Raw genomic sequence first — 12,833 nt, forward strand, 5'->3', positions numbered from 1 at the left:
GCCCTGAAGCGCCGTCATGCACATCCGGGCTCGCGCCGGTCCGCTCGACCGGCATCGGCCCGTAGCTTGGCTGCATGAAGACACACACATCCATTGCGGACATGGAGGCCCCGGACCGGCCGCGGGAGAAAATGGCCCGGCTCGGGATCCGGCGGCTCAAGGACGCCGAGGTGCTGGCACTGGTCATCGGCTCGGGAACGCGGGAGGCGAGCAGCCTCGAACTGGGTCAGCTCATCCTGAAGAAGGCAGGTGGTCCTGCCGGGCTGCTGGCCGCGGATGCCGAGGCCCTGAAACAGATTCCCGGGGTGGGCGCCGCCCTGGCCGCCCGGCTGGCGGGGGCCATGGAGCTGGCGCGGCGGGCTTCGGTCAGGACTGGGGCCGCCACACCACCAGCGCCTGGCTCCGCGGCCTCGGACGCTTGCCCCGGGTCAGAGTGACCACGTCGCCGGCCAGCCCGGCGGCGAAGACGCGGCTGGCCTCGGCGCTGGTCAGGCGCCGGGTCTGGTCCAGTTCGGCGGTCAGCTCGGCCACCCGGGAACGCAGCGCGGTGACTTGGTTCTCCAGTTCGAGGATGCGCTTGATCCCCTCCAGCGAGACGCCCTCCTGGGACAGCCGCTGGACTTCGCGGAGCAGGTCGACGTCCCGCTGCGAGTACCGCCGCTGCCGGCCCCGCTGCCGGGACGGAGACACCAGCCCCATCCGGTCGTACTGGCGCAGGGTCTGCGGGTGCATTTCGGCCAGCTCGGCTGCCACGGAGATCACGAAAATCGGCGCATTGCGGTCGATGCCCATCGCCGTTCCTCCCTTCTTCACGCGTCTACAACCGGGCCTTGGCGCCCAGCGAAGCCCGCGGGTCTGCGTCGGACGTAGCCGCGGCGAAGGCCTTCACGGCCTCCTCGGCCTGCTTGTTCAGGTTTTGCGGAACCACGACGTCGATGGTCACCAGCAGGTCGCCGGTCGTCTTCGACGTCTTGACGCCCCGCCCCTTCACCCGCAGTGTGCGGCCGGACGGCGTTCCCGCCGGGACCTTCACCTTGACGTGCTCGCCGTTCATCGTGGGGACCTCGATCTGGGCCCCCAGCGCCGCCTCGGCAAAGGTAACCGGGACATGGACGCGGATATTGTCCCCGTCCCGCGTGTAGAAACCGTGCGGCTGGACGTTGACGGTCACCATCAGGTCGCCGTTGCCGGCCGGGCCGGGCTGGCCCTTGCCCCGGACCCGCACCTTCTGGCCGTCCTTGATGCCGGCGGGGATGCGGACCTCGATCACCTCGCCGGAGGGCTCGCGGAGGCCGATCTTGGTGCCGTTGATCGAGCCCGCGAAGGAAATGGTGGTCGATGCTGTCCGGTCGGCGCCCTTCCGCGGCGGTGCCTGCGGAGCCTGGAAGCCGCCGCCGCCGAAACCGCCGAAGAGGTCGGCGAATTCGGGCGGGACGTTGCCGCCGCCGAAGCCGCCCGAGCGGGTGCCGCGGCCGGCGTGCTGGCCGAAAAGGTTGCCGAAGACGTCCTCGAAACCGCCGGCGCCGGGACCGCCGGCACCTCCGGCCGAGAAGCGGGCTCCGCTGCCCATGGCACGGATCGCGTCATACTGCTGGCGTTCCTCGGGGTCCGAAAGCACCGAGTAGGCCTCCGAGACGTCCTTGAACATCTTCTCGGCGGTGGCGTCCGACGCGTTGGTGTCCGGATGGTACTTGCGCGCCAGCTTGCGGTAGGCCTTCTTGATGTCCGCGTCCGAGGCGTCCTTGGAGACACCGAGGATCTTGTAGAAGTCCTTATCGACCCAATCCTGGCTGGCCATCCGGATGCCTCCTTCTCGTCGTCGTTAATGTCGTGGGTCCCGCCGTGGCCGGCGGGACGGGTCGTGCCGGGAGCTGCCTGCACGAGGCAGGCAGCTCCCGGCATCGGCCGTTTGGGCGTTGCCGCTTACTCCGGCACGCCCACAACGACCTGGGCGGCGCGCAGCACCCGGTCGCCGGACTTGAAGCCGCCGCGGAGGATCTGGTTGACGGTGTCCACCTTGACCTCCGGATTGGGCTGCTGCATGAGGGCCTCGTGGATGTTCGGGTCGAACTCCACGCCGGCCTCGTTGATCCGGTTCAGGCCGTACTGCTCCAGCACGCCGTCCAGCTTGCTGGCGATCGCGGCGAACGGGCCGTCCGTCAGGTCGCCATGCTGGCGGGCCGCGTCGATGTCGTCAAGCACGGGCAGCAGGGAGTTCAGGACGCCGATGACGGCCATCTCTCCGGCCACCGCCCGGTCCCGTTCCACGCGCTTGCGGTAGTTGACGTACTCCGCCTGCAGCCGCAGCAGGTCATTGCGGAGCTCCTCGACCAGGGCCTGGTCGGCCGCGGGTTCCGCCGAGGCCTCGTTGAGGATCTGCTCGGCCTGCGCCAGTGCGTCCCCGGAGTCATGGGCGGCGTCCACGGGCGTGACGTCCTCGTGCTCGTGGCCGGCGGCCTCCGCGGAGGCCGCCGCATCCCCGGCGGCAGCCTCCTCCTGCGGCCCACGGACCTTGCCCGTCTCCGGGTCGATCTTCCGGTTGTCGCGGAAGCTCACCGGCTCTGACTCGTGTTCGTGCTCGTTACCGTGGTGGGGCATGGTTACTTCTTCTCTTCCTCGTCGACTACTTCGGCGTCGACAATGTCTTCGTCGGCGTTGGCAGAACCGGCTCCGGGAGCGCCGTCGCCGGCGGGCGCGCCTTCACCGGGAGCGCCGGCCTGGGACTGCGAGTAGATTGCCTCGCCCAGCTTGGTCTGCGATGCCTGGAGCTTCTCGAACGCGGCCTTGACCTCGTCGTCGTTATCCTGCTTCTCCAGGGCGGCCTTGAGAGAGTCGACGTCGGCCTGGACCTCGGTCTTCACCTCGGCGGGCAGCTTCTCGTCATTGTCGGTCAGCAGCTTGCCCACGGAGTACGCAAGCTGTTCGGCCGAGTTGCGGACATCGGCGGCCTCGCGGCGCTTCTTGTCCTCGGCGGCGTGCTCCTCGGCCTCGCGGACCATGCGGTCGATGTCATCCTTGGACAGCGCGGTGCCGCCGGTGATGGTCATCGACTGCTCTGCGCCGGTGCCCTTGTCCTTGGCGGAGACGTGCACGATGCCGTTGGCGTCGATGTCGAAGGTGACCTCCACCTGGGGGACGCCGCGCGGGGCCGGCGCAATACCGGTCAGCTCGAAGGTGCCCAGCGGCTTGTTGTCCCGGGTGAACTCACGCTCGCCCTGGAAGACCTGGATGGCCACGGAGGGCTGGTTGTCGTCCGCAGTCGTGAAGGTCTCCGAACGCTTGGTCGGGATGGCCGTGTTGCGCTCGATCAGCTTGGTCATCACACCGCCCTTGGTCTCAATGCCCAGGGACAGCGGGGTGACGTCGATCAGCAGGACGTCCTTGCGCTCGCCCTTCAAGACGCCAGCCTGCAGGGCGGCGCCCACGGCGACGACCTCGTCCGGGTTCACGCCCTTGTTCGGCTCCTTGCCGCCGGCCATCTCCTTGACCAGGTCGTACACGGCCGGCATACGGGTGGAACCGCCGACGAGCACAATGTGGTCGATATCGGAGACCTTGATGCCGGCCTCCTTGATGACGTCGTGGAACGGCTTCTTGGTGCGCTCCAGCAGGTCCGCGGTCAGTTCCTGGAACTTGGCGCGGCTGAGGTGCTCGTCCAGGTGGACCGGGCCCTCGGGGGTCACGGAGAGGTACTGCAGCGAGATGTTGGTGGAGGACGCCGAGGACAGTTCCTTCTTGGCCTGCTCCGCGGCTTCCTTCAGGCGCTGCAGCGCGATCTTGTCGTTCGACAGGTCGGCGCCCTTGGCCTTGGCCTGCTTCAGCAGGTAGTCCACGACGCGCTGGTCCCAGTCGTCGCCGCCGAGGCGGTTGTCACCGGCGGTGGCGCGGACCTGGATGGTGGAGAAGTCGTCCTCGTCCTTGCCGACTTCCAGCAGCGAGACGTCGAAGGTGCCGCCGCCGAGGTCGAAGACCAGGATGAGTTCGTCTTCCTTGCCCTTGTCGAGGCCGTAGGCCAGGGCGGCAGCGGTCGGCTCGTTCACGATGCGCAGGACGTTCAGGCCGGAGATTTCGCCGGCCTCCTTCGTCGCCTGGCGCTCGGCGTCGTTGAAGTACGCCGGAACGGTGATCACTGCGTCGGTGACCTTTTCGCCCAGGTAGGACTCGGCGTCGTGCTTAAGCTTCTGAAGGATACGGGCGGAAATTTCCTGCGCAGTGTAGTTCTTGCCGTCGATTTCCTTCTTCCAGTCGGTGCCCATGTGGCGCTTGACGGAAGCGATGGTGCGCTCGATATTGTTGACCGCCTGGCGCTTGGCGATCTCGCCGACGAGGACCTCGCCGGCCTTCGAGAAGGCGACAACGGAGGGCGTGGTGCGGCCGCCCTCGGCGTTGGCGATAACGGTGGGTTCGCCACCTTCCAGCACGGAAACCACGGAGTTGGTGGTTCCGAGGTCGATACCTACTGCACGAGACATACGCTTGTCCTTTCTTGGCTGGCCTTGGCGGCCACGGATCTCAGACGTGCCGCCCCGAAAGGGCGGCTCGGGATTGAGCGTTCTGAACTCAAGTCTACTCAGGGCCTTGAGGATGTCAACTCAACTTGAGTCGCGGGCACTCAAGTTTGGGCGGGTCCCCGGACGGGCCCCGGGCCCCGGAAGCACCGTAGGGGGCGGCCAACCGGCCGCCCCCTCCATAGGGATCACGCGTCCACAGGGGGATCACGCGTCGAAAGGGATCAAGCGTCGATGTAGGCCGGCGGCTTGGCCGGCTCCCCGTGCCGCGTCTCCCGTGACAGCCTTCCCGGCCACCAGATACGCCGGCCAAGGTCGTAGGAGAGCGCGGGCACCAGCAGCGAACGCACCAGCACGGTGTCCAGCAGCACGCCGAACGCGACGATGAAGGCCAGTTGGGCCAGGAACAGGATGGGAATGACGCCCAGCGCCGCGAAGGTGGCGGCGAGGACGATCCCGGCGGAGGTGATGACACCGCCGGTCGCCCCAAGGCCGCGGAGGATCCCCGGCCGGGTGCCCAGCCGCAGGGATTCCTCGCGCACCCGGGTCATCAGGAAGATGTTGTAGTCCACGCCGAGGGCCACGAGGAAGACGAAGCCATAGAGCGGCACCGACGCATCGGCGCCCGGGAATCCGAATACATGGTTGAACACCCAGGCCGAGACGCCGAGGGCCGTGAGGTAGGACAGCGCGACGCTGAGGATCAGCAGCACCGGCGCGACAACGGACCGCAGCAGCAGCATCAGCACCACCAGGATCACGGCCAGCACAATCGGGATGATCTTCAGCAGGTCGGCCTGGGCTGAATTGTTGGTATCCAGCGCGACGGCGGTGGTGCCGCCGACGAGGGCCGCGCCGTCAACCGCATCGAGCGCTGTACGTAGCTCGGCCACGGTCTCCTCGGCCGCCGAAGAATCCGCGACGTCCGCCAGGGTGGCGTTGATGAGGACGCGCCCGTCCTCTTCCACGACCGCGCCTCCGGCCGCCAGCAGCTCCGCGTCGGCCACTCCATCCTGGCCGCGAACGACCTCGAGGACCTCGTCGCGCAGCGCCTCGTTGGCAATGATGACGGCGGGAGACCCCGACCCGGCATCGAAGTGCCGCGCGAGGGCGTCCTGCCCGTCCGCGGAATCCGTCTGGACCAGGACCAGCTCCGACTGCGGCACGCCGTGGGCCTGCAGCTGCAGCACGCCAAGGGATCCCGCCGCCAGGACCGCCAGCGAGACCAGCCAGGTCAGCCGCGGCCGGCGCGCGATCAGGCCGGCTGTGCGGCGCCAGATTCCCCGCAGGCCCTCCGCCCCGGCGGGAACATCCTCCGCGGCGGACCGGTGCGTGTGCCGGCCCGGGCGCGGAACGATCGGCCAGAAGGCCGCGCGGCGGAAGATCAGCAGGAGGGCCGGCAGCAGCGACAGCGCGGCCACCACCGAGAAGACGATGCCGATGGCCGCGATCGGCCCCAGGCTGCGGTTGGAGTTCAGGTCCGAGAACAGCAGGCAGAGCAGCGCCAGCGTCACCGTTGCCCCGGAGGCGACGATCGGTTCGACCGCGGCGCGGTACGCCGTACGCATCGCCCGCCAGGCCGACTCCTCCTCGCCGAGCGCCTCCCGGTAGCGCGCCACCAGGAGCAGCGCGTAGTCGGTGGCGGCGCCGATCACCAGGATGAACAGGATGCCCTGGCTCTGCCCGCTGAGCTGGATCCAGCCGAGGAGCGCGAACCAGTAGACGACCAGAATGGCCGCGCACAGGGCAAAGATGGAGGTCAGCAGCACCAGGAACGGCAGCAGGAGGGCCCGGTACACCACGAGCAGAATGAGGAACACGGCGGCGAGCGCCACGCCCAGCAGCAGCCCGTCGATGCCGCCGAACGCCTCGACCAGGTCTGCGACGAAGCCCGCGGGACCGGTCACGTAGCCGGTGGCGCCGTCCGGCAGTTCGGCCGCCAGCACGTCGCGCAGCCCGTCGACTGACGCACCCACCTCGCCGTCGTCGGGAACCGGGACGACGAACTGGACCGCGGTGAAATCCTCGGCGGGGATCGGACCGGCGACCTGCGGGCCGCCGTCGGACGTTAGGCCCGCCGCCTCGCCAAGCTGCTCGCCGAGCGAGGCGAGGCCGCCGAGCTCCTGCGGCGCCAGCGGGGCATCGAACTCAACAACGACGACGGCGGGCACGGATTCGGAATCCAGGAACCGCTGCTGCCACTCCCCCGCCTCCGTCGATTCCGCGCTCTGCGGCAGGAACCCGGCCTGGTCATTGGTGGACACGTCCGAGAGCTTGCCGAAGGTTGGCCCCCCGAGGCCTGCCGCGGCCAACCAGGCCAGCACCACCAGCACGGGCACGAATACTCTCAACCAGCGGGACATCCGACCGGCCTTTCTATGGGGAAGCGGCTTTTAGCTCAACTATAAAGTATCTCCACCATGGAGATACTTTGCCCGGCTCCGACGAATGCCCTGCTCCGCGACTAATAGCGCAACAAGCGGCCGCGCTGTTACCCCTCAGGCTGTGGTGCAGAGTACCCTCCCACTATGAAGGAAGAGGTCTACTCGCACGGCCACCACCAGAGCGTCGTCAGCGCGCATGCCGTCCGCACCGCCGAGGACTGCGCCGCCTACCTGCTGCCGCACCTCAGGCCGGGAATGCGGCTGCTCGACGTCGGCTGCGGGCCCGGGAGCATCACCGCCGACCTGGCCGAGCTCGTCGCCCCCGGCGAGGTGGTCGGCCTGGACCGCTCCGATGACGTGCTGGAGCAGGCCGCCGAGCTCGCCGCGCTGCGCGGGGTGGACAACGCGACCTTCGTCAGCGGCAACATCTACGACCTGGACTACGACGACGACACCTTCGACGTCGTCCACGCCCACCAGGTGCTCCAGCACCTGACCGATCCGGTGGCCGCGCTGTACGAGCTGCGCCGCGTGACGAAGCCGGGCGGCATCGTCGCCGTGCGTGACGCGGACTTCCACGGGATGAGCTGGTTCCCGGAACTCCCGGAACTGGACGAGTGGATGGACACCTACCAGCAGATCGCCCGCGGCAACCGCGCCGAGCCGGACGCCGGCCGCCACCTGCTGTCCTGGGCGCAGGCCGCCGGGTTCAGCGACATCAGCCCGTCCTCCTCCAACTGGCTCTATGCCACGGAGGAACAGCGCACCTGGTGGGGCAACGTCTGGTACGAACGGGTCCTGCACTCGGCGTACGGCGAACAGGCGCTGGACCGGGGCCTGCTGGACCAGGCCGGGCTGGACCGCATCGCGCAGGGCTGGCAGGAGTGGGCCATGGCCGCGGACGGCTGGTTCCTGATTCCCAACGGCGAGATCCTCGCCCGCAAGCCCTGACCCGACGGCGCAGCAGCGCCGCCCGCCGGCCGTCCTGGCCCGATAGAGGAGCCCCATGCCCCTGCATGCCCACGAACAAGAGCATTTCGACGTCGTCGTTATCGGCGGCGGGCACAACGGCCTGGTCGCCGCCACCTACCTGGCGCGCGCCGGCCGCTCGGTGCTGGTGCTGGAGCGGCAGGACCACCTCGGCGGCGCCGCCGTCTCCGCCGAGGTGTTCCCGGGCACGGGCGCCCGACTCTCCCGCTACTCCTACCTCGTGAGCCTGTTTCCGCAGCAGATCATAGACGACCTCGGCCTGGACCTGCGGCTGATCCGGCGCCGCTACTCCTCCTACACGCCGCTGCCCGGCACCGATACGGGCCTGCTGGTGGACAACGAAGATGCCCAGGCGACGCGCGCGTCCTTCGCAGCCGTGGACGCGGCAGCCGACTTCGAGGCCTTCACCCGCTTCTACGAGCGCACCGGAGCCATCGCCGAGCGGCTGTGGCCGACGGTCACGCAGCCGCTGCCCCGGCGCAGCGACGTCCGCGCCCTGCTGGACGACGAGGGTCTGTGGGCCGACTTCTTCGAGCGGCCCCTGGGCGAGGCCATCGAAACGGCGTTCCGGTCCGACCTGGTCCGCGGTGCGGTCCTCACGGACGGGCTGATCAGCACCTTCGCCCGCGCCGGGCAGGAGGACCTGCAGCAGAACAAGTGCTTCCTGTACCACGTGATCGGCGGCGGGACCGGCCACTGGGACGTCCCGGAAGGCGGCATGGGCGCGGTCAGCGGCGCGCTCGAAAAGGCCGCCCGGGCGGCGGGCGTCGAGTTCCGCACTTCGGCCGAGGTCACCGCGGTGTCCCCCGGCGGCGACGTGGCGTACGACGGCGGTGCCGCCGGCCCTGCCACGGTGCACGGGGAGTTTGTGCTCGCCAATGTGGCCCCGCGGGTGCTGGAGCGGCTCCTCGGCGCCGCGGCCGCTCCGACCTCGGCTCCGACGTCCGCTCCTGCGGAGGGCGCCCAGGCCAAGGTGAACCTGCTGCTCAAGCGGCTGCCCCGGCTCAAGGACAGCAGCCTGGGTCCCGAGGCGGCCTTCGGCGGCACCTTCCATATCAACGAGGCGTACTCCCAGCTGGAGCGGGCCTACACGGAGGCCGCGGGCGGCTCGATTCCGGCTCCGCTGCCGGCCGAGATCTACTGCCACACGCTCGCGGACCCGTCGATCCTGCCGGAGCGGCTGCAGCGGGAAGGCGCCCACACACTCACCGTCTTCACCCTGCAGACACCGCATCGGCTGCTGACCGAGGCCAGCAATGACCGGCTGCGCGAGGAACTGCAGCGGGCAGTGCTCGACTCGCTCAACTCAGTCCTCGCGGAGCCGATCGAGGACTGCCTGATGACCGATGCCGGCGGCCGCCCCTGCATCGAGACCAAGACGACCCTTGACCTGGAGCACAGCCTCGCCATGCCCGGCGGCAGCATCTTCCACGGCCCGCTCTCCTGGCCGTTCGCCGAAGACGACGAGCCCCTGGACACTGCGGCGCAGCGCTGGGGCGCTGCCACCGGCCACGAGCGCATCCTGCTGTGCGGCGCGGGCGCGCGGAGGGGCGGCGGCGTCAGCGGCCTGGGCGGCCACAACGCCGCCATGGCCCTGCTCGAAGAAGGCTGACCCACTGCAGGATTTCGCGCTGCAGGATTTCGCGCTGGTGGACACGTTGTGGTGACCCGGGCGTGGCCAGCGTAGTATCTCCTCGTGCAATTTACCCTGTGGCTGGCCCTGGTGGGCGCCGGTACGGTCATCAGCCTGACCCCCGGCGCGGGAGCCATCAACACGATGAGCAACGCGCTCAATACCGGCTTCCGCCGTTCCATTTGGGGCATCCTCGGGCAGCAGGCCGCGCTGGTCGTCCACCTGGCCATCGTCGCCCTGGGCGTGGGCCTGCTGGTGGCCAGCTCCCCGACGGCGTTCTACGCCATCAAGTACGCGGGCGCCGCCTACCTCATCTACCTGGGTGTCCGCCAGTTGCTGGCCAAGCCGGAAGCGGAGGAGGCCGTGGCCCTCGGCCGGCGGAACGAACCCGCGTGGTCGATGTTCCGCCGCGGCCTGTGGGTGAACCTGCTCAATCCCAAGGCCGTGGTGTTCTTCCTGGCGTTCGTGCCGGGCTTCATCCGGCCGGAGGTGCCGCTGGCACCGCAGTACGTGGTGCTGGGAGCGACCATCGTGCTGATCGATATCCTCGTCATGTGGTTCTTCTTCGCCGCGGCCGCCCGGACGTTCCAGCGCTTCACGCGCAGCGCCCGTGGCCAGCGGACCATGAGCACGATCTTCGGCACGCTGTTCATCGGCGTCGGCCTGATCCTGGCCTTCTTCTAACTACAATCGAGCCTATGTACCGGATCATCACCGTCTGCACGGGCAATATCTGCCGCTCGCCCATGGCACAGTACGTGCTGACCAAGGCCCTGGCGGAGGCCGGCCTAGCGGCCCGCGCAACGGTCGACTCGGCCGGGACGTCGGACTGGGAGGCCGGGCGGCCGATCGACGAGCGTGCGGCGGCGCGGCTCAAGCTGGCGGGCCTGCCCAGCACCGGGCACCGCGCCCGCCAGTTCCTGCCGGCCTGGTACCGGGACCGCGACCTGATCCTGGCGCTGGACATCGACCATTACGAGCAGCTTCGGGCGGACGCACCGGACGAGGACTCCCTGGCCAAGGTCCGGATGTTCCGTTCCTTCGATCCCGCCCTGGCGGACAAGGAGCCCGCGGCACAGGGAATCTACGACCCGTGGTTCGGGGACGAGGCGGATTTCGAGGCCAGCTGGGACATGATCAGCGGAGCGGTTCCGGGAATCGTACAGCACGTCAGGGCCGCTCTTGCAGCCCGTTGACAGGCCGGTGCTGATCGCCGTCGACGGCCGGTCCGGGGCGGGCAAGACCACACTCGCCCTGGAGCTTGCCGCTTTGCTGCGCCGCCATCGCAGCGTCGGCGTGTTCCATCTGGAAGACATCTACCCCGGCTGGAATGGCCTGGATGCCGGCCGGCGCCGGTACCGCGAAACGGTGCTGGAACCGCTCTCGCGCGGCCTGAGCGCGGACTGGACGGCCTGGGACTGGACCGCGGACGACGACGGCGAGCGCCGCGTCACCGAGCCCGCCGAGGTCGTGATCCTGGAGGGCGTCGGCGCCGCCGATGCCGCCGCCCGCCGCCTCCTCGATGCGGTCATCTGGATCGAGGCGGACGCCGGACAGCGGCGCACCCGCGCCATCGCCCGGGACGGCGACGGCTACGAACCGTACTGGGAGACCTGGGCCGGGCAGGAGGAGGAATGGCTCGCCGCCGACGATGTGGCCGGCGCCGCGGACATCGTGGTCCGGGACAGCCCGGACCTGCTCTCTCCCTCCGCCGTCCTGCGGGCGCTGCTCGACCTGCCGCAGCTCGAGCCGCTGCTGGCCCTGGAACGGTCGCACCTGCCGCGGCCGGAGCTTCAGGTGGAACGGCTGGCCAGTTCCCCGGATTCCGCCGCCCTCTTCCGTGCCCTGTACGGCGCCTCGTCCCACGCGGTCTGGCTGGACAGTTCCAACGCGGCCGCGGGCCGGCCTGTGGACCGGAATGCGGTCAGCATCATGGCGGACGGCGGCGGGACGCTGGGGGCGCTTGCCGAGCACCGCGCGGGGACCACCACCATCACCCGGGGCCGGGTGAGCGTGCGGATCCGGGGTCCGTTCTTCCGCTGGTTGGACTCGGTCTGGGGCGGGGCCGAAGTTCGGCTTCCCGACGACGTGCCGGAAGGATTCGCGCTCGGCTGGATCGGCTGCCTGGGCTATGAGCTCAAGCGCGAGTCCGGAGGCAACGACGTCAGCGCCCCGACTCCGGACGCGGCGCTGATATTCGCCGGGCGCGGCATAGTGCTGGACCATCAGCGGCAGCACACCTACCTGCTGACGCTGACCCACGCCGCGGGCACCGACGATGCGGCTTTCGGGGAGGCGGCGCAGTGGCGGGAGCAGGCCCGCCAGGCCATCGAACCGCTGGCCGCCGGCGCGCCCGGACACGGCGGGGAACAGCAGGAAGACTCCTCCGCCCCCGAGGCTCCGGCCTTCACGCTGCGGGACAGCCGGGCCTCCTACCTGGACAAGGTGCGCCGGGCACAGGCGGAGATCACGGAGGGCAATTCCTACGAAATCTGCCTGACCACGGAGCTGGCTGCCGAGGCTTCTCCGGACCTTGACGACTTGGACACCTACCTGGCGCTCCGCCGTCGTAATCCCGCACCCTTTGCCACCTACCTGCGGTTCGGCGACCTGACGGTGGCCAGCACGTCCCCGGAGCGGTTCATGAGCATCCGCGCCGACGGGTGGCTGCGGGCGGAGCCGATCAAGGGCACGCGTCGGCGGCTGGAGGATCCGGCGGAGGATGCGGCGGCCAGGGCCGAGCTGGCGGCGAGTCCGAAGGACCGGGCCGAGAACATCATGATCGTGGACCTGCTGCGCAACGACCTCAGCCACTATGCCGTGCCGGGGACGCTCCGGGTGAGCCGGCTGTGCGCGATCGAAAGCTACGCCACCGTGCACCAGATGGTCTCCACCATCGATGCGCAGCTCCTGCCGGACGCGTCCCGGGCGGAGGCCGTGGCCGCCGCCTTCCCGGCCGGTTCCATGACCGGCGCGCCGAAGATCAGCACCATGGCCATCCTCGATCGCCTGGAATCCGGCCCCCGCGGCATCTACTCCGGGGCGGCCGGCTACTTTTCGCTCAGCGGCGCCTCCGACCTGTCCGTCGTGATCCGCACGCTGGTCCGCCACGGCAGCCGGCTCAGCCTTGGAGTGGGCGGTGCCATCACCGCCGATTCGGATCCGGCCGCAGAGTGGGACGAAGTCCGGGCGAAGGCCTTCGGGGTGCTCTCGGCCCTCGGCGCCGCCTTCCCGGACTGACCGCTGCCCGGGCCGGGAAGACCCGGGCCCGGGCGGCCGGTGCCACCCGGCCGACTGGTCCGGAGCGCGCGGAGCCAG

At 69.6% G+C, this 12,833-nt stretch carries 11 protein-coding genes; 6 read left to right on the forward strand and 5 right to left on the reverse strand.

Annotated features, from left to right (window positions below):
• The first annotated feature begins 74 nt into the window (after positions 1-74).
• Positions 75-437 (forward strand): UPF0758 domain-containing protein, encoded by a 363-nt coding sequence (locus tag OC550_RS03975; RefSeq protein WP_262104007.1) that lies wholly within the window; start codon positions 75-77, stop codon positions 435-437.
• On the opposite strand, the gene OC550_RS03980 is transcribed toward OC550_RS03975, so the two are convergent.
• The 5 genes from OC550_RS03980 to OC550_RS04000 all read right to left on the reverse strand — a co-directional run bounded on the left by OC550_RS03980 (position 367) and on the right by OC550_RS04000 (position 6,871).
• Complete coding sequence (locus tag OC550_RS03980; RefSeq protein ID WP_262104008.1) at positions 367-792, reverse strand: heat shock protein transcriptional repressor HspR; 426 nt, start codon at positions 790-792, stop codon at positions 367-369. The two genes, OC550_RS03975 and OC550_RS03980, sit on opposite strands and share 71 nt — an antisense overlap.
• 25 nt (positions 793-817) lie before the next feature.
• Entirely contained in the window at positions 818-1,798 is a 981-nt protein-coding gene (locus tag OC550_RS03985; RefSeq protein ID WP_262104009.1) for a DnaJ C-terminal domain-containing protein, read from the reverse strand.
• 125 nt (positions 1,799-1,923) lie between these two features.
• On the reverse strand, positions 1,924-2,598 hold the full coding sequence (locus OC550_RS03990) for a nucleotide exchange factor GrpE (RefSeq protein WP_262104010.1): 675 nt from the start codon (positions 2,596-2,598) through the stop codon (positions 1,924-1,926).
• A gap of 2 nt (positions 2,599-2,600) precedes the next feature.
• Entirely contained in the window at positions 2,601-4,472 is a 1,872-nt protein-coding gene (dnaK, locus tag OC550_RS03995; protein ID WP_262104011.1) for a molecular chaperone DnaK, read from the reverse strand.
• Between the two features lie 260 nt (positions 4,473-4,732).
• Complete coding sequence (locus tag OC550_RS04000) at positions 4,733-6,871, reverse strand: MMPL family transporter (RefSeq protein ID WP_262104012.1); 2,139 nt, start codon at positions 6,869-6,871, stop codon at positions 4,733-4,735.
• A 165-nt stretch (positions 6,872-7,036) separates the two neighbouring features.
• Here OC550_RS04000 and OC550_RS04005 point away from each other — a divergent pair, with 165 nt between their 5' ends.
• The 5 genes from OC550_RS04005 (at position 7,037) to pabB (ending at position 12,755) form a co-directional block, all read left to right on the forward strand.
• A complete protein-coding gene (locus tag OC550_RS04005; RefSeq protein ID WP_262104013.1) occupies positions 7,037-7,843 on the forward strand; it encodes a class I SAM-dependent methyltransferase in 807 nt (268 codons plus the stop codon).
• 55 nt (positions 7,844-7,898) lie between these two features.
• A complete protein-coding gene (locus tag OC550_RS04010) occupies positions 7,899-9,494 on the forward strand; it encodes an NAD(P)/FAD-dependent oxidoreductase (protein WP_262104014.1) in 1,596 nt (531 codons plus the stop codon).
• Between the two features lie 84 nt (positions 9,495-9,578).
• Complete coding sequence (locus OC550_RS04015; protein WP_262104015.1) at positions 9,579-10,199, forward strand: LysE family transporter; 621 nt, start codon at positions 9,579-9,581, stop codon at positions 10,197-10,199.
• A gap of 14 nt (positions 10,200-10,213) precedes the next feature.
• Positions 10,214-10,711: a low molecular weight protein-tyrosine-phosphatase gene (locus OC550_RS04020; protein ID WP_262104016.1), complete on the forward strand. Its 498-nt coding sequence runs from the start codon at positions 10,214-10,216 to the stop codon at positions 10,709-10,711.
• Entirely contained in the window at positions 10,698-12,755 is a 2,058-nt protein-coding gene (pabB, locus tag OC550_RS04025) for an aminodeoxychorismate synthase component I (RefSeq protein WP_262104017.1), read from the forward strand. The genes OC550_RS04020 and pabB overlap by 14 nt, the downstream gene beginning before the upstream one ends.
• The last annotated feature ends 78 nt before the right edge of the window (positions 12,756-12,833 follow it).

It is taken from the genome of Arthrobacter sp. Marseille-P9274 (assembly GCF_946892675.1).
Lineage (GTDB): Bacteria > Actinomycetota > Actinomycetes > Actinomycetales > Micrococcaceae > Crystallibacter.

Bases quoted from the DNA above. Each gene is read 5' to 3' on its own strand.
- OC550_RS03975 (WP_262104007.1), top strand. From the start codon at position 75: ATGAAGACACACACATCCATTGCGGACATGGAGGCCCCGGACCGGCCG.
- OC550_RS03980 (WP_262104008.1), bottom strand. From the start codon at position 792: ATGGGCATCGACCGCAATGCGCCGATTTTCGTGATCTCCGTGGCAGCC.
- OC550_RS03985 (WP_262104009.1), bottom strand. From the start codon at position 1,798: ATGGCCAGCCAGGATTGGGTCGATAAGGACTTCTACAAGATCCTCGGT.
- OC550_RS03990 (WP_262104010.1), bottom strand. From the start codon at position 2,598: ATGCCCCACCACGGTAACGAGCACGAACACGAGTCAGAGCCGGTGAGC.
- dnaK (WP_262104011.1), bottom strand. From the start codon at position 4,472: ATGTCTCGTGCAGTAGGTATCGACCTCGGAACCACCAACTCCGTGGTT.
- OC550_RS04000 (WP_262104012.1), bottom strand. From the start codon at position 6,871: ATGTCCCGCTGGTTGAGAGTATTCGTGCCCGTGCTGGTGGTGCTGGCC.
- OC550_RS04005 (WP_262104013.1), top strand. From the start codon at position 7,037: ATGAAGGAAGAGGTCTACTCGCACGGCCACCACCAGAGCGTCGTCAGC.
- OC550_RS04010 (WP_262104014.1), top strand. From the start codon at position 7,899: ATGCCCCTGCATGCCCACGAACAAGAGCATTTCGACGTCGTCGTTATC.
- OC550_RS04020 (WP_262104016.1), top strand. From the start codon at position 10,214: ATGTACCGGATCATCACCGTCTGCACGGGCAATATCTGCCGCTCGCCC.